This is a genomic window from Desulfurococcus mucosus DSM 2162, from assembly GCF_000186365.1.
In the GTDB taxonomy this organism is placed as follows: domain Archaea; phylum Thermoproteota; class Thermoprotei_A; order Sulfolobales; family Desulfurococcaceae; genus Desulfurococcus; species Desulfurococcus mucosus.
Window position 1 is genome coordinate 225,094 of sequence record NC_014961.1, and the last position, 24,039, is coordinate 249,132.

The window sequence follows — 24,039 nt, forward strand, 5'->3', positions numbered from 1 at the left end:
AACACGGCTGTACGCCGGGGCTCAACCATAGGTCAGCGAGAGCCTCTTAAAGGATCCACTGCCGCTAACCCTCTTCAGCTCCCTTGCAAGCCGCTCATACATCTCTATGTCGCTCCTGCTGAGGGATGGAGGTATTTTCTCAAGTGCCTTCATGAAGTGGCTCATCCCGATCTTGGTGACGTCGAGCCTGCCGGTGGCCGCGTAATTTTCCCTGAGAGCTATCATTGATGCCTCCCTGCAGACAGCGGCTATGTCGGCGCCAGTGTATCCCTCGGTTTTTCTAGCAAGCTCCTCCAGGTTAACGTCCTCGCCTAGAGGCATCTTCCTCGTGTGAACCTTGAATATCTGCAGCCTCGCATTGTAGTCTGGTGGCGGCACATATATGAGGCGGTCGAACCTACCCGGCCTCAGGAGGGCTGGGTCAAGTAGATCCGGCCTGTTAGTGGCTGCTATAACGACGACCTTCCTCAGCGGCTGTATGCCGTCGAGCTCCGTCAGCATCTGGTTCACTATCCTGTCGGTTACCCCGCTTGGATCGCTTCCACGGACGCCTGCTATACTATCTATCTCGTCGAAGAAGACGACGGCTGGCGCAACCATCCTAGCCCTCCTGAATATTTGGCGGATGGCTTTCTCGGATTCCCCAACCCACTTGCTCAACACCTCGGGTCCCCTTATAGCTATGAAGTTGGCGCCGCTCTCGGTTGCAACAGCTTTCGCTAGGAGGGTTTTACCTGTGCCTGGCGGACCGAATAGCAGTATGCCTTTCGGCGGCTCTATACCCATCTTCTCGAAGACCCCTGGATACTTCATAGGCCACTCGATGGCCTCACGTAGCTCCTGCTTGACATCGTCGAGTCCACCTATGTCGTCCCAGCGTACATTGGGTACTTCAACGAATACTTCTCTTATCAGCGATGGCTGCACGCTCTTCATTGCTACCAGGAAGTCCTCCATTGTGACCTTTAACTTCTCGAGTTTCTCGGCGGGTATAGGCTGCCCCTTCTCTATCTCAATGCCTTCCTCCTTCATGAACCTCCGCAGGGCATTCATCGCGGCTTCTTTCGCGAGTGCAGCTATATCGGCACCAGTGTAGCCGTGCGTCATATCGGCTATTTTATCGAGGTCGACGTCCTCGGTGAGAGGCATGTTCCTTGTGTGAACAGCGAGGATCTCCTTCCTAGCCCTCTTATCTGGTGGAGGTATCTCTATCTCCCTGTCGAATCTGCCAGGCCTCCTCAACGCTGGATCAATGGCGTCAGGCCTGTTGGTTGCCCCTATGACTATTACCTTCCCCCTCTCCTTTAATCCATCCATCAGGGTCAGCAATTGTGCTACAACTCTTTTCTCGACTTCACCGGTTACCTCTTCGCGTTTAGGTGCTATGCTGTCTATTTCATCAATGAATATTACTGCCGGTGCATTGGCCTGGGCCTCCTCAAAGATCTTTCTAAGCCTCTCCTCTGATTCACCGTAGAACTTGCTCATTATCTCCGGCCCATTGATAGTTATGAAGTAAGCACCTATCTCGTTGGCGAGGGCTTTCGCTAGGAGGGTTTTACCTGTGCCTGGCGGACCATAGAGCAGTATGCCTTTCGGAGGCTCTATGCCGAGGTGTTCGAATAGCTCCGGGTACTTCATTGGGAGCTCCACTATTTCCCTGATTTTCTGCTTAGCCTCCTCGAGGTCGCCTATGTCCTCCCATGTCACCCTTGACACGCCTTCCCCTAGAGCCTCAGGTCTAACGGGCTCAGTCTTCACTTCCACATGAGTGTTCTCCGTGATGTACACCACGGAGGGCGGCTGCGTACTCGTGACTGCAAACCTTAAGAGCATGCCGAAGATGGGTGCCTCAACGATATCACCCCTCTTAACCGGGTTCCCTAGGAGCTGCTTCTTAAGGTATGGTGCTAGGTCGCCGTAAACCGGTAGATCCCCTACTGGTGCTAGCACAACCCTGGTGGCCGGCTCCACGTATACTGGTTTAACCGTTACATAGTCTCCCGGAGACACACCTATCTTCCTCCTAACGAATCCATCTATCCTTATCAATCCGCTGCCCTCATCCTCCGGGTAAGCCTGCCACACCTTGACGATCTCACTGCCCTTGGGCCCCGTCACCTCTATGAAGTCGCCTAGTGACACCCCTAGCTTCGCCATGGTCTCCCTATCTATCCTCGCTATCTTCCTACCTATGTCTCTCTGCCTCGCCTCAGCAACCCGTAGCTTGATTGATTTCTCCCCCTTTCTCTGGGTACTCATTTAGAATCCCCTGGTGACATAATGTCGAACACCGTATAAAAACAATATTAGGAGGAGCGCGATATAATACTTACGTGGTGAATTCACATGGTTGAAAGAGTTAAAACAGGTGTCCCCGGGCTCGACGAGATACTCAACGGCGGCATACCGAGGAGGAATGTCGTATTGTTGAGCGGGGGGCCTGGCACAGGTAAAACCATTCTAGCCCTCCAGTTTCTCTGGAGCGGGCTCCAGCTCGGTGAGCCAGGCATATATGTTGCGCTTGAAGAGCACCCTGTCCAGGTACGTGTGAATATGCGGGGATTCGGCTGGGATACCCGGCAGTTCGAGCAGGAAGGTAAGTTCGCCGTGATAGACGCGTTCACAGGGGGGATAGGTGAGGCGGCTAAACGCGAGAAGTATGTTGTGAAGGAGACGGACAGCGTGGAGGAGCTTATAGATGTATTGAGGACTGCGATCAGGGAGGTGAACGCTCAGAGAGTCGTGGTCGACAGCGTGTCAACGCTATACCTGCTTAAACCCTCGATAGCGAGGAACGTGGTGCTCCAGTTGAAGAAGGTATTGTCAGGCATGGGGACCACGAGCCTACTGGTCTCCCAGGTGTCCGTGACGGAAAGGGGCTTCGGCGGCCCAGGCGTGGAGCACGCGGCTGACGGAATAATTAGGCTCGACCTCGATGAGGTGGACGGCGAACTAGTTAGGAGCATAATCATCTGGAAGATGAGGGGGACTAGTCACAGCATGAAGAGGCATGTAATGGAGATAACGGATAAGGGTATAGTAGTGCACCCTGATAAGGTTCTGAAGACCCGTAGATACGTGTTGATGCAGGAGTAGCCGCCGGCAGCGTCAAGGAGACATTTCAGCGAGGCTGCCTGATACACCGTGCGAGCGGACGCCTCCGGGGCCCTTGCCGCGTAGTAGCTCCGATATCTCGACATGGGCTCTAAGTATCTTCACTATTTCAACAATGTTCGGGGGCTTCGTGATGACAATGGGGCTTAAACCATTGATCTTTATAGTGGGGTATACTACTTCATTATCACGCATGATCTCGAGTCTTATCTTTGCACCCGAGGAGAGCTCTATTGTTTTCACAGCGTGAGACACGGATTCCACGACTATCTCGGAGAGCTCGTTGTCGCCTACTATGAGTAGTAGCCTCATGGCGACCCCGCTGAGTAATGGGGGCCCCACCCTTAATAAACCCTTGGACACCACTTATTTAAAGGGGTTCATTATACAATAAGTTAAACGGTGGGATGATGAGTGGGGAAACCACTCCTGGAGAGAAGACACAGGTGGGCGGGGCCCAGGGCAGTAGTGGGGAGGTTATCGACTTAACGAATGTACCGTTGAAGCCGCTGGGTAAACGCGAGATAAGCCAGCTGGAGATGGCTTTAATAATAGGCACACTCTACAGACCCGAGATCCTCGAGTTGATCCGGGACCCGGTTGAGAGATCCACGTGGGTCGACAGCCTTGCAGTAGCGGCAGGCGCCTACGCTAGGATGAAGGCAGGCCTGCCAGTCAGTCAGATAGCGGAGGAGCTCGGTAGAAGCGAGACCACTATAAGAAGCCATTTAAACATGAAGACCAAGGCTGGAAAACTGGTTCATGAGACGTATGAGAAGCTCAAGAAGGGTGAGTTAAAGCTAGTTGTTCCATTTATCAGGACACCCGTGGCCGGCTGTGAGGAACAGGTGAAGGCCCTGGAGGGTGAACTCGAGAAGCAGAGGAACAGGTTGAAGGAGCTCGAGGCAAAGATAAGTGAACTCACGGAGGCTGTCAAGCAGAGGGAGGAAGAGATACAGGGCCTTAGAAGCGGGGCAGAGGCCTTGAAACGGGAGCTAGAGGAGAGGGTGAAGGAACTGGAGTCCTGCAGGAGCAACGTGGACTCCATGAGGAAGACGCTGGAGGACGCGGCGAGACTCCTCCAGGAGGCTCTCAGCATGCTTCAACACGTAGCGAACCATGGTTAGCGTCACCGGCTTTTTAAAACTATCCATGTGGATGAGTAGCAAGGGGTTTGAATGGGTGTTATACTGGTAAAAATGGATGAGAATGGAAGAGTACTGGACTATACGACGGATGCTTTAAAGATGGATGGGAAGAAGTTCAACACTATACTCGGGAGAGCAGTCGATCTAGCGAGGATAGAGCTCCTCGCCTTCAGGAGCCTCGGTATGAGCGACGTTAAAAGCATCAGCATCACCACCACCGACTTCACGGTCACCATAGGTCGTGGAGCCGGAGGCAACCTGGTCATAGTTACCCTGAAGGATGAGGCGACTGCTTCAACCTAGGCGCCCAGGATTTTTACGTAATTGCCCCATATAGTGGATTCAACCTCCTCAACACTTACACCGTGTATTGATGCCAGGAGCTCCAACGACCCCGTGATCATTTCTGGAGTCATCTTCAAGCCCCGGTACTCGTAGGGGGCATCGCTTTCAGTCAGCACGTTTCTCAAGGGTACCGATGCTATTACCTCCCTGTGCTTCGCCTGCAGCCGCCACGCCGGGTTCAACCCCACGTAGTAGCCTGCTTCAACTATGTTGTTCAACAGGTCTAGGGGGCCTGTGTACCAGTGGAAGTAGACTTTATCCAGGTCTCTTCCATACACTTCCTCGAATACTTCCCTCCATGCTCCTGCAGCATGTATGTTCAAGGCGAAGCCGTATTCCCTAGCGTATCCCGCTATCTCTCTGAAGAACTCTAGTTGCCTACTGAAGGACTCAGGTGTGAAACGCTTGTCAAGCCCTACCTCGCCGAGGCATTTGACGCCTCTTTCAACAGCCTCCTTCAGCAGGCTTCTTAAATCGCTTAAACCATGGTTCTTAACGTTCCAGGGGTGGATGCCTATACACGGGGTCACGCCCTTATACTCTTCTGCAAGCTCCAATGTAGCCCTGCTTGAGGCAGGATCATCGGAGACGCATACAAGGATGTATCTCCCCGCATACCTGGATAACTCATCCCTCCCGAGCTCGTGGCAGTGGATGTGTGCATCAATAATCATGTTGCAGACACCGCTCGTGGATGATTCGCTCACCCAGGATATTGATGCATTCACGGAGCTTTAATGCAGCCTCCTCTCCCAGGAGGCGGCGTGCCTTCGCCTCGTTGAGGGATTCATTGCTTCCATGCACGGCGTTCACGAGTTGCGATGCGATGTCATCGTCGAAGACCACTATAGGCGTGTATCCAGCGAGCCTCAAGGCTAGTGCTAGGAGTCTCCCAGCGTTGCCGAGCCTCCAGCTGGATGGCTGTTCCCCAACGGTGAATACATAGTATTCACCATGATCCTCCATGACTCCACCGGGAACCGTCACGCATCTACCCCTGGGCCTCATCCTCCATAAAGTATACCTTTCACCAGCCCACTGGAGCACCTGCATGGATGAGCCCTCGCATAGGAGTCTAAGCGAGGAGTCATGCTTGAACAACACGTAGGGGCTATCAGTTTCCACGTACACGGTGTTGCCCCGCATAGAGTACTCTACTCTACTGCACTCGCCGCCCGGTCCCGGGACACATGCCTCCAGGGTAACCATAAAAACCCCCTTCGGGATCAACCCTGCATAGATGATGAATTTGCCGAATACCGTATTAAAAGATGAGGTGTCTCCCGATAACTGATCAGCCGTAGCCATAGCTGAGCCCGGTGCAAGACTCTTTTAACGGGCTCGGCGCTAATACATTGCGTCAAGAGGCATGGTGCGCGATAATGCGTATAAGGCTCGTTGTAATGGACTACGATCTCTCAATGGTGTACAATCTCTCAGACTTCTACGAGGCTTACTCCGGGGCGTTGAAGAGCTATGGAGGCGGCTTCATATCGTTCGACGAGTTCCTCAACCTTCTAAACGAGGACAGGCTCTCAGAGCGTATCCCGGGAGGCGTCAGGGAGGAGGAATTCTGGTTGTTGTTCAGGAGGATATACGTGTCAAGGCACCCTATACCAATGGATGGAGTAGTAGACCTGTTAAGGCTGCTTAAGAGTCTCCCGGTGAAGATAGCCGTGGTCTCAGGGCGTGAAACCAGTGGCGAGTACATCTGGAGGGATCTAAGGATGCTTGGGCTGGACGAATACGTTGACGAAGTGTACACTGTGAGCGACCTCCAGAGGTTGAACGGTTTAGAGGAGTACTTGTTCGACAAGTCATGGATTATATCGTACATCCTGAGGAAGCACGGGGTCGCCCCCTGCAACGCGCTCTGCATAGGGGACTTCACAACAGACCTGCTGAGCTGCAGGAAGCTGGGGATCCCGTTCATAGGTGTTAACAAGGATGAGTACAGGGGCATGTTGCTGAAGAAGAGGGGAGCTGCCATCGTTGTTAAAAACCTGTTTGAAGTGGTTCAGTGGATACCTGAGCTGGAGAAGGACTCTACGTGCTAATATACCTGCCGTCACTCGTAATATAGGCTTCACCGCGATCCAGCAGCGAGTTCAACGCCCTCCTGATCTTATCCTCACTGGCAATCCCCGAGAGCACGGTGTGTATCTCGCGGAGGTTCATTGGCTTGTATCCAAGTAGCTCCTTAATTATCTCCTCTAACTGCTCCTCGTTCGGGGCAGTCATCAACACTACTTCCTCATCCTCATGCAGGATCTTCAGCCTCACCCTTCTAGCCAGCTCCTCGATCTCTTCCTCACTTAGATTAGCCATGACTATCCCCTTTAACAGTGATCCACGTGTTAAACGCTCGCCGCTAGGGAAGTATAATTGATTTTAAACCACTTAAATATATCTCTGCAGGAGCCGGCCCCGGCGTCAGGAGTGTCAGGGATGACGGCTACACGGCTCATCCTGTATTACGATAAGAAGACACGCTACAGTGTGAACGCGTTGATCGCTGCAGCAGACAGGGTTCCAGGCGTCAGGGTGGAGGTAGCTGACACCCCTGGGAGGCTCATGGAGGAGGTGGAGGAGGCATCCAGGAATAGGGAGAAATGCGTGGTGGGTTACAGCCTCCTTACAACGATGCTTGTAGATGAATCATTCCTCAACACGCTGAAAACAATCCTCCACCACGCTGAGAGCCATGGCTGCCTAACAATAGCAGGCGGACCCCACGCCTCCGGCGACCCCGTCGGGGTGCTTCGAAGCCTAGGGTTCAAGGTGGTCTTCATAGGTGAAGCAGAGGAGACTATAAGGGAGTTCCTCGGCGAGCTCGTGAATGATGGAGACCCCTTGAGGGTTAAAGGGCTGGCATTCTACGAGGACGACCGCCTGGTCTTCACGGGTAGGAGGAAGCCGGTAGACCTGGACAACTATGATCCATTCCCCTACTGGAGGGGCCTCATCAACCCGGTCGAGGTTACAAGAGGGTGTCCCTACGGGTGCTCCTATTGCCAGGTTAGCTACATGCATGGCGCGTTCTACAGGCATAGAAGCATTGGGAGAATCGTCTACTATGTCAGGGAGCTGGCTAGGCTCGGTGTGAGAGACTACAGGTTCATAACACCCGACAGCCTGTCATACGGGTTGAGCACTGTGAGAAGGGAGCCTGATGTAGGGTTGATAGATGAGCTTCTCTCCTCACTGCATGAAGTGGCTAGGGATGTAGGGGGAAGGATATTCTACGGCTCATTCCCCAGCGAGGTGAGGCCCGAGCATGTTACGGGAGAGGCTGTTAGAGTGCTGAGGAGGTATGTGAGCAACCGGGAGATAATAGTGGGCGCGCAGTCAGGCAGCGACAGGGTTCTCAGCATGGTGAGAAGGGGTCACAGCGTTGACGACGTGTTGAACGCTGTAAGAGTGATCTCAGAGAACGGGTTTACACCCAGCGTCGACGTAATACTCGGGATACCTGGTGAGACAAGGGAAGACCAGGAGGAAACACTGAGGCTTATTGAAAGGATACTTGGAATGGGCGGCAGGATACACGTCCACTACTACCTACCCCTACCCGGGACACCCCTCGGGTTGAAGACCCCGGCCCCGGTTCCAGCCGATGTAGAGGCGAGGATAAGCAGGCTCATAGGCTCTGGTAAAGCATACGGCTCCTGGTTCAACCAGAAGGAGCTTTCAAGGAGGATCCTGGAGCTCCACCGGAGAGGGCTTATAGCGCCTAGTCAACGAGCCAACGCCTAGGGCTAGAACCCTATTGCAAACCCTGTTCAACTACTGCCGGCTGCAAGTGTTCTAGGTGCTGCGGCCTTTGTCTTCAGGTATTCCGTGAGCCACTGGCATGTTGCAGGGTCATAGTATCCGCCCTCATAGCACTTATATATATAGGGGCATTTAACACACGGTATGTCGGCCACAGTGTCGAAGGCTTCTCTCAGCGTATAGGGATCTATGCCGGAGTCCTCCATAGCCTTCACTAGTTTATCCCTCACCGGTTTAACGAGGAAAGTCTTCCTCCCCTCGTATGTGACAGGGGTTCTCTCAACGACCCCGGCTTTCTCAAGCTTTATCAGTATCCGTGAGACAACCTTGGGGTCCACTCCCAGCTCCTTGCTCAGCTGGCTCTGATATATCTCTTGACCCGAGTGCTTCAACAGGTATTTAAGCAACGCGGTCTCCTTCTCGGAGGCGGTCTTATCGCTCACAGGGATCACCATGCGGCTTAAGCAGTTATCGGAGCCTTACCTCAGGGTATAATGTGTCTTGGCAATCTAATATACCTGACACGCATCGTGAGCGGTGTCAGCGGTGCTCAACCCCCTCACCGGTCTCCCGGCCCGCCAGGCTGGTGCCGGCATACGCGTTCCTAGTGGCAAGGATCAATATCCTAGTGTCCTCGACTAGTCTAGAGGCAACATCCACCTTATGCCTCAACCCCGGGGTCAGTGCATCAGGGTAGTCGAGCCTCCTCAGATTGATGTACACCTCCTCCATCACATTGAAGTATTTGCGGGCCTCATCGATCAACCCTTTATCCAGTAGCTCAACCACGTATCTCCTCAGCTCCCCTACCAGGTCCCCGAGTCCCTGGAGGTATGGTACATAGGGGATCTCGAGCTCCCTCCATGAGGGTGCCCTGCCCTCCACGGTTATCCCGTAGAATAACTCGGCCTCAGCGTACTCGCTGAGCCCGTTGTAAACCATGCCAGTATAGTAGATGTCGGGGTGCTCACGCAGCAGCTCATTCAGCCTTCGCACCAGGTTCCTGGCAGCCTCCAGCCTAGACCCAGCCTCCCTCCCCATACCCCTGTGGACGAGGACGATGATGTCACCGCTACTACGCGTAAGCTCCCTCACCAGCCTATAGGCTTCCTCTCTGACGGCATCCTTCCGGCTTAGAATGGAGTCAATGGCCTCCAGGTCACCCTTGATAACCCCTACTATGCTCTCCAAGGGAGCACACCCTTAACGGATTCCTCCCGCCCTTCAGGGCGGGCCTCTAGCTGTAAAACTATATAAGACCCTGGCTAAAATAAGAGAGTAACCGGCTGGATCCCGCCGTAGCTCAGCGGCAGAGCGCCCGGCTGTAGTGAGGGGCGTAGACACCGGGTGGCCGGGGGTTCAAGTCCCCCCGGCGGGATCCTTATTCAACGCCACTGGATCCCTGCTGGCCTCCTCCCCGCCTTAAAGGGTGAGGGTTCCCGATACCACGTAAAGGAGGCCGGAGGATCACGGTAATAAGGGTGTACACCACTTAATACATAGGTAGGTTTCAAGCCATGAACCCGGGTGGAGGCAAGAGAGAGGTAAGGATACTGGTGGATGAAGAGCTCTACATGGAGCTCGAGAAGAAGGCGCTTGAACGCGGATTCCGAGACGTCTCCAGTTACATTACTGAACTGCTTTCCGAGAAAACGCTTCAGCAGCCTGGAAGGGAGGGGGATCTCGAGAAGATTAGGGCACGCTTAGAGAGGTTTGTGCAGGACGAGATCAACAAGGGGCTTGCACCGCTTGAGACGGTGAGACGCCAGGTGTCCGAGCTTGTTCAGAGGGTTGAGGAATTAGAGGAGAAGGTTAAGGCACTGGAGCAGCAGGGGGAGCGTAGGCCAGCGGAGACGTATGGGGAGGCGAGAACAGGGAAACCCTACAAGTCCGGGATAGAGAGGCTCAGGGATGACAAGGTGGTCTTCGAGAGCACGCTCCCAGCCAGGGTTCAGCGTGACAGGCTCTTCTCGTACTTTGAGAGAATGGGTGCGGTAGTACTACGCCTTGGAAGGGAAAGGGTTGCCGTCGACAGCGGGTTCTGGAGGGAGTTCAAGGAGAAGCTGTTCGGAGAAGTGAAGAGTAATAGTGAGGAGGAGTTGAAGAGAGTGCTCGGTGAGAAAGGCTACTTGCTTTGGAAAGCCCTCTACGAGGACAACATGGTGATCTACGACCCTAAGACACGTAGCTGGAAGCCTGCTTCAGATGAGCTTGCAGGCAAGTAGCATTGTGGAACCAGCGGCGTGCAACTGCAACGGCTTCAGGTTTACGAGCCCGGGGTGTTTAGAGGGCATTTTAAGTAGTGTTTAAGGAGACATTTTATTGGTGACGGGCATGGGTAAACCAAAAGATTTAATAGTTAAATGGCTGGATGAAGCGGAGGCAGAGATGAATAAAAGACCCGTTGATCTAGGAGGCGGTGAAACCGAGTATATGATACTCCTAGAGGTGGGGCGGAGGCATGGCGTTGAACCATTGGACGACGTATGTGATCTGCCGGAGGATGTGAAAGAAAAAATCGCGGACGTCTTCGATGTAGACCCCGATACGCTAAACGATGAAGAAGGATGCAGGGAATTCATGGACCTGGTAATACGGTGGGATCCCGACGCGAACCGCGGGTGGCTCGGCCTCTGGAGGCTGGGGGACACCATAGTAGTGGTGGCAGCCGAGTATAATGATGAGAAAGTAGAGCTAGAGTACGGTGTGCTTACATAAAGGTTTTAACTATAGATAGATGGGGATGGATATCCAGGATAAACGGCAGATATATGGTAACGGTGCAGTATATGGAGGCATGGTTAGAGAGTGGTGTAGTGATACATGCTTACAGCCGGTGATTACAGGAGGCTACTGGAGCTGGTGTACATCAGTGAGGGCGGTGCGGTTGTCCTCGGGAGAAATATATCGGCCGACGGCCACGCCGATAAGCCTGTACGGGTCGTCACGCATGCCCACATCGACCACCTTAAGGGCTTAGAGGAGAGCATAAGGTTCTCTAAGACCATAGTGGGCACAGCTGTAACCCTCGACCTCGTGGAGGCATTAAACTACGTGGGGCGCGACCTACTACCCTACTACAGGTTGAAGAGGAAGCCAATCGGGCTCAACGAGTGCATGAGCATCGAGGGAGATAGGATGTGTCTCCTGCCTGCATCACACATCCCGGGGTCGGCTCAGGTGTACGTGGAGCACGAGGGCTTCAAGCTAGGCTACACAGGTGACTTCAAGCTCGGCGAAGGCACTGTAGTGATGAAGGGGCTTGACGCCCTCGTCATAGAGGCAACATACGGTAACCCTAAGCATAGGAGGCCCTTCAAAGACGTTGTACCCGAGATGCTGGCCTACCTTGTTGAAGAAGGATTAGCCCGCTTCAGAAGGGTCTACATCTACGGGTATCATGGGAAGCTGCAGGAGGCGATGCTGATCCTCCGGGAGAGAGGGGTTGAAGCCCCCTTCGTGCTGCCAAGGAAGATATTTAACGCGACGAGGCTCCTGGAGAAACACGGCTTCAAGATAGGTAACTATGTGAGCGAGGAGACAGGGAGCAGCATGGGTGAAGGAGTCGTTGTCTTCAAACACATGAATACAGCCGAGTACAGGAGGCTTGACGGCGGATCCCTCCACATAGTTCTAAGCGGCTGGGAGTTCAATGAGCCCTTCAGGAGGGTGGACGACTACACGTACCTCATAGCCTTAAGCGATCACGCCGACTTCGACGACCTGGTTAAATACGTGGAGGCAGGGGACCCCGGGCTCGTCGTCGTGGATGCCTCGAGGGATGGCGATGCATGGAGCCTCAGGGACGCGCTCGTCGATAAGGGGTACTGCGCGATCGTCATGCCTAGTGGTAGAGTAGCCGAGCAACTCGGGGAATGCATGGGAGGCTTGATGAAGCCTTGAGGTACATCCTTGTGAGACACCACATGTTCAACACGTACTTCATGGGTCCAGGCGGCTCCGAGTATGTTACACTTGAGACAGCCCTAGCGTTCGCCAGGAGAGGGTTCACAGTATACATTGATTCAGTAACGCTTCACACGCCCAGCCGGTTGAAGGAGCTCATCCACCACTATGGCTTGAAGCCGGGTGAAGTGAGACGCGTAGGCCTCGGCGACCCAGGCGGAGACCCCTTACTAATAGTGAATACAAGTGGAGACATCCTTTCAGGGCGAAGCGATGTCCTCTACCTGCACTATCCTTCATTCCTCTCCCATGAATTCTACTATCCAGGCCTCAACGGCGTGTTCGAGCTGGCTGGGAAAACATACTCCCTATTAAACTCCATAGTCTTCCCATTCGTGATGAGGAAGGTTAAAGCATACATTGCGAACTCGAGTTTCACAGCATCCTTCTTCAGAAGGTACTATGGTATCGAGCCACATGTGATCACGCCGCCTGTGAACACGGATGACATACTGGAGGCCCCGCCCCCGGCGAGAACCGAGAGGGAGGCCATGGTTCTCAGCGTTGCACGTATAAGCCCGGAGAAGCACGTGGAGAGAGTCATCTATGTAGCCAGGGAGCTGAGCACAAGGGGGGTTAAGCCAAGGTTCGTGGTAGCTGGATCCCTCTCCAAGTACAACAAGGACTACTACGAGGGCCTCCGGGAGCTAGCCGTCAGGGAGGGGGTCGACGACATAGTCGAGTTCAAGGTTAACGTGGCTAGGAACGAGCTCGTGGAGCTCTACAGGAGGTCGATGATCTACCTGCATCCAACGCCAAGGGAGCACTTCGGGATAAGCATTGTTGAGGCAATGGCTGCTGGAACCCCTGCTGTGATACCGTTGGACTCAGGTAGCTGGAGGGACATAGCGATGTGCGACAAGGGCCTGGCGCTACCATACAGGAGTATAGGTGAAGCCTCATCGGCTGTAAGGATGCTGCTGGAGGACAGCAGCCTGTGGATGCATCTAAGCCGGGCCGGTGCAACTAGGGCGAGGGAGCTGGACCGCCACATGTTCCATGAGAAGCTATATTACACCCTTAAACCCTTCATCAGGGCTGGATGAGGGGAAACCGCGATCCTGAGGAGTGATGAGGAAGAGCCGATCCCGACACCACCATGGTTCTCCGGGTCCCATACTAGTAGACTGCGAGGACTACTAGGGCCACTATGGTGGCGAAGAAGAGGACGTCGACTGAGTCAATCTCTACACGCCTTCCTCCCCCGGTGTTCCTCAAGCCCCTTACCTCTGCACTTACACCTCCCCACACGGCACGGGTGTAGTTTATGGAGAGCAGTGGGGTCAGCACTGAGGACACGCCTCTAGGCGTCAACGGTATTCTCCCATACCCTCTCTGCTTACGCATGAACATTATCTCGTCGAGATCCCTCTTGATCAACGGGATGGATCTAAGCGCGTAGGATACAGCTAACGCTACATGGTAGGGGAGGCCGATCTCCCTCACCAGCCCCCTGGCGATCTCGCTACTACTATGGGTTAATGCGAAGACCCCGCCGGCTCCAGCTATTAGCAGGAGCCTCAGCGAGACAACAGTGAACTCCTCCACAGCATGCTTCCTCACCACTATGAAGCCTGATTCGAGAACCACGTTACCCGTGTTAGCGAACACCAGGGCGTTTAGGAAGACGCCGGCCAGCCCTATGGAGGCTAGTGCTAGGAGGTAGAGCATTCTCCTACCGCCGTAGGCGAAGCCGATGGAGATGCTCACAGCTGAGGCTGCGGCAAGCCATAGCGGCTTCTTCACGAGGAACGCGGCGAGCGTCATCACCACTGCATACATGAATGTCGAGTATACATGCGGCCTCCTCATAACGGGACACCTGTAGCCCTATACATTGACTCAACTGCCTTACACTTATCCTTCTCCCGTACTCTTCCATCCTCGACAACATATACTCTGTCAGCTACATCGGCTACTAGCCGCGGGTCATGGGTGCTTAAGAGTATTGAGCGCCCTCTCCCCCTGAGCTCGTTGACGAGTTTAACGAGTCCACTGTAGAGCGCGTGGTCGAGCCCGGTGGTCGGCTCATCAAGCAACATGAGATCCCTTCCATAGGCGTAGGCTACGAGGATCGACAGCCACCTCCTCTGCCCATGGCTCAAGCGGAGGGGGTGCAGGCCCTTCACGCGCTCATACCAGGGGTACATTGATGCTAGCTCCTCGAATGCCACCCTGGTTCTACGCGAGGCATCTTCAAGCTCTCTCCTAACACTTCCATGGATGAAAACAGTGTCCGGGTTCTGGGGTGCGTAGAAGAGGCCCCTGGCTGCATTAATCACCTCGCCTCCAAGCGGCTTGAGGAAGCCTGCAAGGGTCTTGAGTATCGTTGACTTACCGGAGCCGTTGGGTCCCACGAGTGCGACTACTTCCCCCCTCCTAATGTGGATGTCGGCGTTCTCAACCAGTGGCTCCCTGTAGCCGGCGCTCAGCCCACGGGTCTCAAGGAGTACACCGCCACTGGAACCCAGTGTCTCCCTGCATTCAGGCATCTTCTCGTAGTCAGCTATCTCCTCCCCTGCGAGCTCGACTACTCTTCGCTTCCTCACAGCGTATGCTTTATCCACTAGGTCGGCGAAGTATCCCCCCTTGTGCTCCGTGAGCAGGATTACACGGCCCCTGGACTTCTCCCTTGAAACAAGCCTCCTAATGAAACCTATCCCAGCTGGGTCGAGGCTGGCGGAGGGCTCGTCGAGGATGATGATGTCGGGGTCATGTATTATTGAGAGCGTTATGGCTAGACGCTTCCTCTCCCCGCCGGACAAGTTTTCAACGTGCTCGCCGGCCTTGCCCCTTAAGCCGAGTGCATCCAGTACCTGTATAGCCTTCCTCTCGGCTTCCTCATAGCTGTACCCCCTTGCCTCCAATACGGCTATAGCCTCGTCGAGCGGTGTCGGATAAATGATCTGCCTCTCCGGGTCCTGCATGACGAACCCGAGGAAGCCTGGCAGCCTAGCATACTCGTCACGGTGCAACGGGTTCAAGCCTTTAAGCCTCACCTCTCCCTCAACGACCCCGTTAAGGAGGTGTTTAAGGATGCCTGTAATACTTAGAAGGAACACTGTTTTACCCGACCCCGATGGCCCGGTCAACATGCATGCCTCTCCACTCCATGCCTCAAGCCTGCTGTCAACCAGGATCGGGCTGCCGGCTTCATAGCCCGCCATCTTCACCTCGGCGTAGACGTCGCCGTGCACCATGCCTCTACCACCCTATTATCGATTCATAGATAACGAGTTTATTATCGGCGTCGACCCGCATCTACACGGGTAATGTTTTTATATCATTTAAGCACATAGGATTTATGAATTACGGAGATGTTTCGGGGCCGGGTCTCCATGAGTGAGGAATCCCCTTTAACGGTTTTCAGGGCTTACCTGCTTAAAAGGGAGTTCACATGGTTCGACGTGTTTCTATGGGTTGTAGCCAACCCGGTTGCCTCCGGGCTCTTCTACTACTCTGTGTCGGCTACGGGTGAATACGGCTACTATGGTGGCGTGGTCCCCGCAGCCTTCATTGCTGCTGGAATAGTGTTCGCCCCGGTGGCGTTGCTATTCATGATAGTGGCTTCATCACTGCCGCGTAGTGCCTCACCCTACGTGTTGGCGAGCAGGGGCCTCGGTGCTCTTCCAGGCTTCATCGCTGCATCACTATACCTCTTCATGAGCGGCGGGCTACTATCCCTCGGGTTCCTAGCGTACTCATCGATCGAGGTGCTTGGAGACGGGCTCACGGTGAGCGGGCATATAGCGGGGAGCAGTATCCTTGTAGGTTTAGGTAGTGCTGTGAGAGCACAGCCCTACATGCTGCTCGCCGCCTTCACCCTGGTTACAGTGTTGTTCCTGGCGGCCGGCATGGGGAGGAAGAGTGTTAAGGCATTGCTACACGCGTCGACCGCGCTCCCGCTGGTACTGTACGCGGCTGTAATGCTATCGCTCTTCCCGTTCTCGAGAAGCGTGTTCACAGGTAACTGGGACAGGTTGTTCAACAACTCCTACAGCAGGATAGTTGACCTAGCTTTGAACGGTGGGGTAGTCAACGGCGTCAGTGTTCAACCGCTCAGGGCTGTCTCCGAGTGGAGCGGTACGTTCACCGTTTTCACGATGGCTGTGTGGGCCTACCTCGGCGTGGAGAACGCTAGCTTCATAGCTGGTGAGGTCAGGGAGCCAGGGTCATCCTATCTTAAAGGATACATCGCGGGATACATGGTTCTCGTAGCGATGTATACTGTTACCCCTGTAGCCGTAACGCTTGTAGCCGGATACGACTTCCTCTCAGCCTACAGCTACCTCTACCATCACTACCCAGACGTGTTGAAGACCCTTATGGGCGTCAACGCGCCGCCGGCGCCCTGCCTCGCCACAATCGTCTCAGTATACACGGGTAACATGGTTACCTCACTCCTCTTCACTCTCGCCGCGTTCCTCTTCTACTTCAACACGATGCTGACGTCATGGGTTAGCGCGACGCGAATACTCTTCGCACTGGGCGAAGACCGCTTAATGCCCAGGCTCACGGCAAGGGTTTCACGGAGAACCCATGTACCCGGCTACGCGAACCTCTTCATATACATCCTTTCGATCGCAGTGGTCTCGGCGAGCCCATTCATCAGGTCGCATCCCTCCATAGAGGCGTCGTTCATCAGGTTGATGACCCTGGGTTACGCATTCTTCTTGACTATAACAGGGCTAGCATTGATATCCACCTTGGTGTTCGCTGAGGAGCTCTATGAGAGATTCACCTTCAAGGATAAACGCGTGCTCTATCCGATCGGCTTCACAACCTCTGTAGTCGGGTTCGCACTAGCTCTCTCGAGCTTCGCAGGGATCTCGCTCACAGACATCCTGGTTGCGTCAACCGGGTTCTCATTAATCCTCCTGTTATTCATCGCTGTAACATTCTACATGAAGCGTAGAGGGGTAAGGTATAGCGAGGTGTTCTCAAGAATACCCCCCATGTAGCTTAACGGGTTGCTGCATGGGCGTGGCGGCAGCGTTTAAGCCGAGCCAGGCTCCTCCACAATGTTCAACACTGGTGCGTCTGCGCCCTGCAGGGTTTCCAGGGTGACACGTGCCCTCCTATCCCCTGTCGAGAGCTCTAGTGGGAGTATGGAGCCAGCTGTGTAGACCTGGTTGGCGAGCACTATGCTGGCGTAGAGCTTGGAGTATAGGCCGTCAGCGTTCAGCGGCCTATTCCTGTGGCCAATATATATGCAGGTGGCCCTCTCCTTGCAGACGTTCAGGGTTATCCAGGCGTTATACGCCTTCTTATCCGCTGTAACGAGCACCACCCTGTCCTCGCTGAGGCTCTGCTCGACGACGGCTATGGAGGCCTCGCAGGGCTGGCTCACGGCGGGCAGGTGGATCCCCCTATAGTACTGTTTGATCTCGTCAACAGCCCTGTTGGCTAGTAAAGCCATGACGTACGAGTACCTTGAGATCCCCGTGGTCTCACTGGATACGCCTGCAACCTTACCGTTTATCTCGGCTTCGGCGCAGACCGGGATGTACACCCTGATCCCCTCGACGGGGCTCCACGGCCTCCCATTCCTTATACTGGCCTTCAACAACGTCATATGTAACCCCTGGTAGAACATGTTGGTGTCGGGGAGTAGGGCTACTGGTTTTCCCAGCCTCCTATGCATGTCGAGGAGGAGGCTGTGCAGCTTCCACCCCTCGTAGTCCCTGGAGCCATGTCCCTCGATCTCCCTTGCTATTAAGTCGACTGCACCAGTATACCTCTGGATCTGCATGAGTATCCTCTCGATCGACGACCTGTCTGCATCCGGGTGGCTTCCACACACGATGTCGGCGAGCACCCTCCAGTTACCCATCATCATGTTAACGGAGTCCTCGTCAGGCCCCTCAACGGGTTTAAGCGAGACAAGCCTCTTTCTCTCACCGTTCACCGGGTTCAACGCGTTGACAGTGAGCACCGGTGAATCCTCGGAGACATCCCTCCTAGCCTCGCTTGTGAGCCTCTCAGCAATCCTGACGTCTGCAAGCCTGTTGAAAACCTGCGAGACATCCTCGAAAACCCCTTTAGTCCCCCTCCACGCTATCTTTTTCTCGAGGAGGCCTTGTTCACGCACCCCTCTCCCAGCGCCTCCTTCACCGGGCTCGGCTACACCTCCATCCTCATATACGTAGACCCTGTGGATCCATCTAGGGCTACCCGGGTACTGGGGCAGCCCGGGTAACGGTATTGCGTCAACATATGTGTAGGTTATGGAGCTGGGCCCCATCTTGCTCAACGTGCCTTGAAGCGTTATGGCAAATGGGCCTGTTGTAAGCGAGAGGTCCACGTATATCTTCTTAACCATCCCGCTAATGCTCTTCACAAGGTGCTCTAGTACAATGGAGTTCTCGAACACGCTGTCGCGCAGTATGCTTCTCGCCACAGCGTGATCCACGTACACGTTGATGCCGCGGGCTGCACCCGGCTCCTGGGAGAGTGATTGATACACGTCGTCAACCAGCTCCCTCCTCGTTAAAACTATGAAGTCACGGATCCCCAGCTCCTCGCTAAGCCTGTTGACGACCGTGGCAGTGTTCCAGGGGTGTGTTGAAACCGGAATGACTGAGACCTCTCCACTGGTGAAGCCCTTGGACTCGAGGAAATCTATCAACTGGTAAACGAAGCCGTCTCCACCACTCATGGAAACCTCTCCCTGCGTCCACCACTCATAGCTATTGGATCCATGGGTTAAATACTTGGAACAGTAATCTATGGAGAGGGAGCCGGGCGTGATAGCCGTGGAGGAGTGTGAAAGAGTTAAAGCATACATTGAGAACGTTGAGCAGGCCCTTCAACAAGTAGGCTCCCAGGGGCTTCAACCAGTGCAAGAATACATAGTGGAGCTCGCCAGAGAGTACACTAGTGACGCAAAGTACTATCTCGAGAAAAACGACTGCTTCACCAGCCTCGCATGCATAGCCTATGCTGAAGGACTCCTGGACTCCCTGAGGCATCAGGGTGCTGTATCATTCAACTGGAGGCCTCTCACAGAGCTACTTGGGAGGCCACGTGTACTGGTTGCAGGCAGCTTCGAGCTCCTGCACCCTGGACACATACACCTGCTTAGAAGGGCATGGGAGCTTGGGAGAGTATACGTGGTGGTTTCCAGGGACAGTAATTTCGAGAGATTCAAGGGGAGGAGACCCGTGGTGGGTGAGAAAGACAGGTTGACAGTAGTGGAGAACGTGAGGTACGTGTCGAAGGCGGTTCTCGGCGATGAAGAAGACTTCCTGAAGCCCCTGGAAGAGTTGAAGCCCGACATAGTGTTGCTCGGCCCAGATCAATGGATCTCCCCGGGCGAGTTGAAGAAGCTCCTAGAGGAGAGGGGTTTAAGCAGAGTAAGGGTTGAGAAACTCGAGTCCAGGATAGGTGAGTGGAGCTCCAGCGGGATCATTGAGAAGGTGAAGAGAGAGTATTGTTAACCCAGGCTGCCCCGGGGCAGAAGCCTTTACTGTGGCTGCTTGGGATACGTGTCGAAGGGTTCAGGGAGGCTTGCCGACGTACAGGAGGTTTGTATTCAGAGAGAAACTGCTAGTCTTTAGAGAGATCCTCAAGCATCCCGATCCTCCTCTCCCTTTCAGCTACCTCAGTAGCCGTGTACCTGCGTGCTAGTTCAGCCAGCTCCTTGACGTCGACCAGTGGATTATACCCTATGTGCTCATAGCTCATTAGAGCCCTCGCGGTTTTAGCCGCGATGTATCCCACGTTATAGGAGTCTCGGAGAGCCTGCTCATCCCTGGTTATGTCCTCGAGGTGGCTGTAAGCCATGCTCCACGGGATGACGTGCGCACCCATGCTGCTCATCACTATCGCCAGGTAGGATATAGCCATCATGACCCCGCTGTCTAGACCCGTAGCTATGAACCCTGCCACCTTACCCTCCAAGAGGCTTCTCCCCTTGTGGAATATCATGTGCTCCATGCTCGTCAACCTATCTATGAAGTTCTTTAGAACACCGCTGGGGGCGTACCAGTAGACTGGCGTGGATATTATGACGCCATGCGACTCCAGGAGTTTCCCTGCAAGCGTGTTGAAGTCATCGTCCTTGATGACGCATGGGAACCTACAGTACTTGTTGCCGTCTGAGACGCATCCCATGCAGGGCTTTATCCTGTAGTCGTAGAGGCTCACGATCTCAGGGATCCCCCCGGCGTCGACTACTCCCTTAGCCGCTACGATGGATAGCTGCATGGATGAACCATACTTGCGTGGCGAGCCATTAATGACCAGTATCCGTGGCTTCCCATCCATGCGTCATCACCGTGAGCACTGTCTCTCAGGGAATAATGTTTAATACTTAAAAACATTCATTAGCCAGTGTGGGATCCAATGCCTCAGGCAGGGTTCCACATGGGTAGAGAGTACCCGTCTTCACCAATAGGCGCCGTTGGAGCCGTCCTGCTTAGAGGCGACAGCATACTCCTGGTTAAAAGGGGGAGTCCGCCGGCTCTAGGCAGGTGGAGCCTGCCCGGCGGGGTGATCGAGCCCGGTGAGAGGATAGGTGACGCTGCGAGGAGGGAGCTACGGGAGGAAACCGGTATCGATGCGGAACCCCTTGGAGTACTCTGGGTGTTGAACAACATAGTGATGGATCGCGGCGGAAGAGTGAAGTACCACTATGTGATAGTCGACGTGCTCTTCAACCCAGACTCGTTGAAAGGGGAGCCTAAGCCGGGGAGCGACGCCGTGGACTTGAAGTGGTTTCCACTAGGGGAGGCATTGAGGAATCCAAGTGTCTCTAGAACAGTATCCAAGCTACTCGAGTACATCCTGGAGCATGGGTTGAGCTATATACCTATCGACAGGGTTGATAACATAGCGGTGGAAGTAGGGGACGGCGTCTACGCGGTGTCCTAGGGAATCCTAGTGAACGTTCATGAACTCTTAAAAAGGTTCACCGAGATACCGGCTCCACGGTGGCAGCTATGAGGGTTAGACAACTAGTTGAGGCAGCAGTATTCACGGTTCTAGTGTACGCGGCGACAGTAGTGCTCCAAGTGTATCAGCCTGTTACAGGAGGATACTTCAACCTAGGTGAATCCATGATATATGTTGCAGCTCTTTCATCAGGACCACTGGTAGCGGGGATCGCCGGCGGGGTCGGCGCGGCACTAGCCGATCTCACGACGGGATACCAGGTTTTCGCACCGGGTACACTTGTGATAAAGCTCGCCGAGGGCGTTGCAGCCGGCTACCTGGCCAGGGCGTTGAGATCCAGGCACTGGAGGATTGCAGGGGGGCTCATAGGCTCAGCGTATGCAGCAGTGTTCACGGGCTTCGCACTGACACTGTATGCTGGGACAATAGAGGTGGGTCCCTCAGGGCTCGAGGTCTATGTTCCATGGTACATCTGGCTGCTTGCAGGGCTCGCCCTAGGCTTCATCCTAGTGTACTCACTGCTCTCCGGGCGTAGCAGTGCAGGGGAGGCAATAGCATTGATAACCAGCGGCCTCATAATGGTTGCAGGCTACTTCCTCTACGAGTACTTCGTCTCAAACCCGCTTACAGGTAGGCCGCCGATAGACGCTGTCTTCGAGATCCCGGTGAACATAGGGCAGGTGGTTACAGGCATCGTGGTAGCATTACCTGTGGCAGCATGGCTTAGGAGAGCTGGGTACATTGAGGCTGGCTAACACCTCGGCGAGAGAAACAGTCAAAGTGAACAGTGATGCTCGAGGCACATGTAAGGGTCGCTGGCTACAGGGACGGCTTCACGATCAGGAACCTGGATTTAAGGGTGCAGGATGGGGAAGCCCTCATCGTCACAGGGCCCTCGGGTAGCGGTAAGACAACGCTCATAAGGGTTTTAACCGGGGTGCTTGACAGGATCGGAGGGTTCCTCGACGGGGAGGTAATCATCGATGGCCAACCCGTCTCAGCTATGGAGCCGTGGAGGATATACGAGCTGGTAGCGTATATTCCTCAGGAGCCATGGTATGCTTTAATAGGGTACACCGTGCACTCAGAGTACTGTTATGCTCTCTCACAGCTAGGGGTGAGATGTGATCACACGTCTCTTGAAAAACTGGGTCTCCGCGGTAAACTAGACTCCTTAACCGTCAACCTGAGTGCTGGCGAGACACAGAGGCTTATATGGGCTGAGGCGTTTGCGAGAAGGTACCGCGTACTAATACTCGACGAGCCACTAGTATACCTCGATGATGAAGCCAGGGGGACGGTGGCTAAAGCGGCTTGGGAGGCGCTTGCACACGGTGCCTCACTAGTGGTCGTCGACCACGACCCATGGTTTTGGCGGGGTATGCCGGGTAAACTACTCGTCATGGAGAACGGGGCAGCCAAGTACTACGGGGAGTGGAGTGATGAAGCCCTTGCGAGGGTTGAAGAGCCAGAGGTGTATAGGAGGAGGACTGGGAGCGGGGTAGCGGTCGAGGTGGAAAACCTGTGGTTCAAGTATCCTGGTGAGAAACCATTATTCAAGGGAGTCAGCTTCACCATTGAGAAGTCCTCGCTCGCCGGGCTAACGGGGAGGAATGGGGCGGGTAAGACAACGCTCCTGAAGCTCATGGCCGGGGTACTGAAGCCTTTGAAGGGCAGTGTGAGAAGGTTCGGCCGGGCCACATACATACCTGAGAACCCCTTGCTCTACTTCACGAAGCCGACGCCCAGGGAGGAGTTGCTTTACGCTGCGGGAGGCGGGGTCGACGCGGTTGAGGAGGCTGTGGAATTATTCAATCTAGCCGGGGTCCTCGACAGGCCTCTCGCCAAGCTTAGTTCAGGGGAGAGGAGGAGGCTTGCCCTGGCCTCAGCCTATCTAGGCGGCTTCGACATATACCTGGTTGACGAGCCGACAGGCGGCCTGGATCAAGCTAACGCTGTGAGAGTCCTCGACGCTTTAACACGGCTCGTTGAAAACGGCGGGACAGTTGTTGTCGCCACACATGATAAAAGAGTTGTAAGCCTCCTCGACGACGATATAAGGGTTGGTGACTGATGGGGGTCCTCGGCTGGCTGGTCGCAATCGTCTACAAGGCGCTCTTCCTGAAGGGTGATACAGGGTTCAAGCAGGCTCACTGGGTGGTTAAGGCACTGCACTTGACACTGGTCTCCATGGCTATCCTGAGCGGCAACCCACTCGTGTACACTGGGGCGTTTACACTATTCATCTTGCTCGGCTTACTATCACCTGGATACGAGTGGGCTGCGTCAACACTGATACTGTCCTCGCTGATCTCAATATACATGTCTGCCACAGCACTCATCGCCTCCCTCGCCGGGGTCGCCCCGATCACCTTGACGGATGCAGTGTTAATCGCGTTGAAGACTGCATCGCTCTCAACAATGCTCGCCTTCTCATTCATAATTATCTCACCGCTAGAGATATCATCGCTCCTCATCAAGCTGGGCGCCGGGAGGCTGGCAGCCCTCCCGTTGCTCACATGGAGGCTCATGCCCCTCGGGCTCAAGACGTTTGTTGAAAGCCTCCAGATAGGCAGGGTTAAGGGTGAGCGTGTCTCAGCAAGGATACCGCCCGCTGTAGCCGGCTTGATGGAGGCAGGCGGCTTCATTGAAGAATACTGTTTCCACAGGCTGAGCACCGGGGCCAAGCACCCTGTGCTCCCATACTACTCGTCGAAGTATACTCTTATACTGCTCGCAGGGGACTTAGCTATCGCTCTACTCCTCTACTATGCTTAAAGCCACTGCGTCAGCC

Annotated in this window: 26 protein-coding genes, 1 tRNA gene and 1 pseudogene; 17 read left to right on the plus strand and 11 right to left on the minus strand. The window is 54.5% G+C overall.

The features are described from left to right. Positions 1 to 21: 21 nt before the first annotated feature. Positions 22 to 2,262, minus strand: coding sequence for a CDC48 family AAA ATPase (locus tag DESMU_RS01260; RefSeq protein ID WP_013561781.1), 2,241 nt, complete (start codon positions 2,260 to 2,262; stop codon positions 22 to 24). A gap of 87 nt (positions 2,263 to 2,349) precedes the next feature. On the opposite strand from DESMU_RS01260, the gene DESMU_RS01265 reads away from it, so the two are divergent. Next, complete coding sequence (locus tag DESMU_RS01265; protein WP_013561782.1) at positions 2,350 to 3,099, plus strand: KaiC domain-containing protein; 750 nt, start codon at positions 2,350 to 2,352, stop codon at positions 3,097 to 3,099. A gap of 12 nt (positions 3,100 to 3,111) precedes the next feature. Here DESMU_RS01265 and DESMU_RS01270 read toward each other — a convergent pair whose 3' ends face one another. Continuing rightward, positions 3,112 to 3,459 (minus strand): hypothetical protein, encoded by a 348-nt coding sequence (locus DESMU_RS01270; RefSeq protein WP_013561783.1) that lies wholly within the window; start codon positions 3,457 to 3,459, stop codon positions 3,112 to 3,114. A gap of 68 nt (positions 3,460 to 3,527) precedes the next feature. On the opposite strand from DESMU_RS01270, the gene DESMU_RS01275 reads away from it, so the two are divergent. Both DESMU_RS01275 and DESMU_RS01280 read left to right on the plus strand, forming a co-directional pair. Next, positions 3,528 to 4,244: a transcriptional regulator gene (locus tag DESMU_RS01275; RefSeq protein WP_013561784.1), complete on the plus strand. Its 717-nt coding sequence runs from the start codon at positions 3,528 to 3,530 to the stop codon at positions 4,242 to 4,244. Positions 4,245 to 4,295: 51 nt separating this feature from the next. Next, positions 4,296 to 4,568, plus strand: a complete 273-nt coding sequence (locus tag DESMU_RS01280; RefSeq protein ID WP_013561785.1) for a hypothetical protein — start codon at positions 4,296 to 4,298, stop codon at positions 4,566 to 4,568. On the opposite strand, the gene DESMU_RS01285 is transcribed toward DESMU_RS01280, so the two are convergent. Together DESMU_RS01285 and DESMU_RS01290 are read right to left on the minus strand one after the other, a co-directional pair. Beyond that, positions 4,565 to 5,317: a TatD family hydrolase gene (locus DESMU_RS01285; RefSeq protein WP_245526464.1), complete on the minus strand. Its 753-nt coding sequence runs from the start codon at positions 5,315 to 5,317 to the stop codon at positions 4,565 to 4,567. The genes DESMU_RS01280 and DESMU_RS01285 overlap by 4 nt on opposite strands. Next, entirely contained in the window at positions 5,274 to 5,819 is a 546-nt protein-coding gene (locus tag DESMU_RS01290; protein WP_013561787.1) for a hypothetical protein, read from the minus strand. The genes DESMU_RS01285 and DESMU_RS01290 overlap by 44 nt, the downstream gene beginning before the upstream one ends. Before the next feature lie 173 nt (positions 5,820 to 5,992). Between DESMU_RS01290 and DESMU_RS01295 the strand changes: the two genes are divergently transcribed. Continuing rightward, positions 5,993 to 6,667 (plus strand): HAD family hydrolase, encoded by a 675-nt coding sequence (locus tag DESMU_RS01295; protein ID WP_013561788.1) that lies wholly within the window; start codon positions 5,993 to 5,995, stop codon positions 6,665 to 6,667. Here DESMU_RS01295 and DESMU_RS01300 read toward each other — a convergent pair. Further along, positions 6,657 to 6,938, minus strand: a complete 282-nt coding sequence (locus tag DESMU_RS01300) for a hypothetical protein (protein WP_013561789.1) — start codon at positions 6,936 to 6,938, stop codon at positions 6,657 to 6,659. The two genes, DESMU_RS01295 and DESMU_RS01300, sit on opposite strands and share 11 nt — an antisense overlap. Before the next feature lie 120 nt (positions 6,939 to 7,058). Here DESMU_RS01300 and DESMU_RS01305 point away from each other — a divergent pair, with 120 nt between their 5' ends. Then, positions 7,059 to 8,366: a TIGR04013 family B12-binding domain/radical SAM domain-containing protein gene (locus tag DESMU_RS01305; protein WP_013561790.1), complete on the plus strand. Its 1,308-nt coding sequence runs from the start codon at positions 7,059 to 7,061 to the stop codon at positions 8,364 to 8,366. 26 nt (positions 8,367 to 8,392) lie between these two features. On the opposite strand, the gene DESMU_RS01310 is transcribed toward DESMU_RS01305, so the two are convergent. Continuing rightward, complete coding sequence (locus DESMU_RS01310) at positions 8,393 to 8,839, minus strand: helix-turn-helix transcriptional regulator (RefSeq protein ID WP_048078709.1); 447 nt, start codon at positions 8,837 to 8,839, stop codon at positions 8,393 to 8,395. 85 nt (positions 8,840 to 8,924) lie between these two features. After that, on the minus strand, positions 8,925 to 9,575 hold the full coding sequence (locus tag DESMU_RS01315; RefSeq protein WP_013561792.1) for a translin family protein: 651 nt from the start codon (positions 9,573 to 9,575) through the stop codon (positions 8,925 to 8,927). Positions 9,576 to 9,676: 101 nt separating this feature from the next. On the opposite strand from DESMU_RS01315, the gene DESMU_RS01320 reads away from it, so the two are divergent. The 5 genes from DESMU_RS01320 to DESMU_RS01340 all read left to right on the plus strand — a co-directional run bounded on the left by DESMU_RS01320 (position 9,677) and on the right by DESMU_RS01340 (position 13,396). After that, a tRNA-Tyr gene (locus DESMU_RS01320) sits at positions 9,677 to 9,762 on the plus strand. 139 nt (positions 9,763 to 9,901) lie between these two features. Then, positions 9,902 to 10,609 carry a hypothetical protein gene (locus DESMU_RS01325; protein ID WP_013561793.1) on the plus strand — a complete coding sequence of 236 codons (708 nt, stop codon included), beginning with the start codon at positions 9,902 to 9,904 and terminating at the stop codon, positions 10,607 to 10,609. A gap of 109 nt (positions 10,610 to 10,718) precedes the next feature. After that, a complete protein-coding gene (locus DESMU_RS01330) occupies positions 10,719 to 11,102 on the plus strand; it encodes a hypothetical protein (protein ID WP_013561794.1) in 384 nt (127 codons plus the stop codon). A 105-nt stretch (positions 11,103 to 11,207) separates the two neighbouring features. Further along, positions 11,208 to 12,287 carry an MBL fold metallo-hydrolase gene (locus tag DESMU_RS01335; protein ID WP_013561795.1) on the plus strand — a complete coding sequence of 360 codons (1,080 nt, stop codon included), beginning with the start codon at positions 11,208 to 11,210 and terminating at the stop codon, positions 12,285 to 12,287. Continuing rightward, entirely contained in the window at positions 12,260 to 13,396 is a 1,137-nt protein-coding gene (locus tag DESMU_RS01340; protein WP_245526465.1) for a glycosyltransferase family 4 protein, read from the plus strand. The genes DESMU_RS01335 and DESMU_RS01340 overlap by 28 nt, the downstream gene beginning before the upstream one ends. Positions 13,397 to 13,469: 73 nt before the next feature. Here the strand turns inward: DESMU_RS01340 and DESMU_RS01345 are convergent, their stop codons facing one another. Together DESMU_RS01345 and DESMU_RS01350 are read right to left on the minus strand one after the other, a co-directional pair. Next, on the minus strand, positions 13,470 to 14,162 hold the full coding sequence (locus tag DESMU_RS01345) for an energy-coupling factor transporter transmembrane component T family protein (RefSeq protein ID WP_013561797.1): 693 nt from the start codon (positions 14,160 to 14,162) through the stop codon (positions 13,470 to 13,472). Then, positions 14,159 to 15,550 (minus strand): ABC transporter ATP-binding protein, encoded by a 1,392-nt coding sequence (locus DESMU_RS01350; protein WP_013561798.1) that lies wholly within the window; start codon positions 15,548 to 15,550, stop codon positions 14,159 to 14,161. The genes DESMU_RS01345 and DESMU_RS01350 overlap by 4 nt, the downstream gene beginning before the upstream one ends. Before the next feature lie 138 nt (positions 15,551 to 15,688). On the opposite strand from DESMU_RS01350, the gene DESMU_RS01355 reads away from it, so the two are divergent. Continuing rightward, positions 15,689 to 17,311, plus strand: a complete 1,623-nt coding sequence (locus tag DESMU_RS01355) for an APC family permease (RefSeq protein ID WP_013561799.1) — start codon at positions 15,689 to 15,691, stop codon at positions 17,309 to 17,311. Between the two features lie 35 nt (positions 17,312 to 17,346). Here the strand turns inward: DESMU_RS01355 and DESMU_RS01360 are convergent, their stop codons facing one another. Next, complete coding sequence (locus DESMU_RS01360; protein WP_013561800.1) at positions 17,347 to 19,008, minus strand: hypothetical protein; 1,662 nt, start codon at positions 19,006 to 19,008, stop codon at positions 17,347 to 17,349. Between the two features lie 70 nt (positions 19,009 to 19,078). On the opposite strand from DESMU_RS01360, the gene DESMU_RS01365 reads away from it, so the two are divergent. Then, positions 19,079 to 19,789, plus strand: a complete 711-nt coding sequence (locus DESMU_RS01365; protein ID WP_013561801.1) for a DUF357 domain-containing protein — start codon at positions 19,079 to 19,081, stop codon at positions 19,787 to 19,789. A 109-nt stretch (positions 19,790 to 19,898) separates the two neighbouring features. Here DESMU_RS01365 and DESMU_RS01370 read toward each other — a convergent pair whose 3' ends face one another. Beyond that, positions 19,899 to 20,618: a flavodoxin family protein gene (locus DESMU_RS01370; protein ID WP_013561802.1), complete on the minus strand. Its 720-nt coding sequence runs from the start codon at positions 20,616 to 20,618 to the stop codon at positions 19,899 to 19,901. A 78-nt stretch (positions 20,619 to 20,696) separates the two neighbouring features. Here DESMU_RS01370 and DESMU_RS01375 point away from each other — a divergent pair, with 78 nt between their 5' ends. The 5 genes and pseudogenes from DESMU_RS01375 (at position 20,697) to DESMU_RS01390 (ending at position 24,023) form a co-directional block, all read left to right on the plus strand. After that, entirely contained in the window at positions 20,697 to 21,224 is a 528-nt protein-coding gene (locus tag DESMU_RS01375) for an NUDIX hydrolase (protein WP_013561803.1), read from the plus strand. A 68-nt stretch (positions 21,225 to 21,292) separates the two neighbouring features. Next, positions 21,293 to 22,000, plus strand: a complete 708-nt coding sequence (locus tag DESMU_RS01380) for an ECF transporter S component (protein WP_013561804.1) — start codon at positions 21,293 to 21,295, stop codon at positions 21,998 to 22,000. 50 nt (positions 22,001 to 22,050) lie between these two features. After that, positions 22,051 to 22,503: pseudogene (locus DESMU_RS07295) on the plus strand (ATP-binding cassette domain-containing protein); the annotation flags it as partial. Between the two features lie 144 nt (positions 22,504 to 22,647). Beyond that, positions 22,648 to 23,319: an energy-coupling factor ABC transporter ATP-binding protein gene (locus DESMU_RS07300; protein ID WP_425358435.1), complete on the plus strand. Its 672-nt coding sequence runs from the start codon at positions 22,648 to 22,650 to the stop codon at positions 23,317 to 23,319. Beyond that, positions 23,319 to 24,023: a hypothetical protein gene (locus DESMU_RS01390; RefSeq protein WP_013561806.1), complete on the plus strand. Its 705-nt coding sequence runs from the start codon at positions 23,319 to 23,321 to the stop codon at positions 24,021 to 24,023. The genes DESMU_RS07300 and DESMU_RS01390 overlap by 1 nt, the downstream gene beginning before the upstream one ends. Positions 24,024 to 24,039: the final 16 nt, after the last annotated feature.